Annotated in this window: 1 protein-coding gene; it reads left to right on the top strand. The window is 47.0% G+C overall.

Features of this window, described 5'->3' with window-relative positions; all coding sequences use genetic code 11:
- On the top strand, positions 1-279 hold a 279-nt coding region (locus AB4512_RS24365), incomplete at its 5' end, for a DUF4440 domain-containing protein (RefSeq protein WP_372176063.1).
- Positions 280-302 lie beyond the last annotated feature (23 nt).

The raw sequence follows: 302 nt of genomic DNA, 5'->3' as shown, positions 1-302 counted from the left end.
GGACTAGGCACTCTGTTCCATCAAGACGCCATATTCGTCCTAGATAATCAGGGTAACCTTGCTAGAGGGCCAAAGGCTATTAAGCCTATATTGAAAAGTTACCTTCAAGGCGACGTCGAAATGCTCACCCATGATGTGTCTATCCATATTAACGGCGACACGGCTCTCATAAGGTCTGATTGGGAGATAGTTGGAGGCCCCAAAGGAACCGCTCTCGAAGTGATGAGGTATGTCGATGGAGGCTGGCTATACGTTATTGACAACCCGAATGGATTTTAAGTGGCTATCACACTTTAGAGCCT

This window comes from Vibrio sp. 10N.222.52.B7, from assembly GCF_041474275.1.
In the GTDB taxonomy this organism is placed as follows: domain Bacteria; phylum Pseudomonadota; class Gammaproteobacteria; order Enterobacterales; family Vibrionaceae; genus Vibrio; species Vibrio crassostreae_C.
Note: the sequence above shows the minus strand (reverse complement) of the source record. Positions and strands in the feature narration are given on the sequence as shown.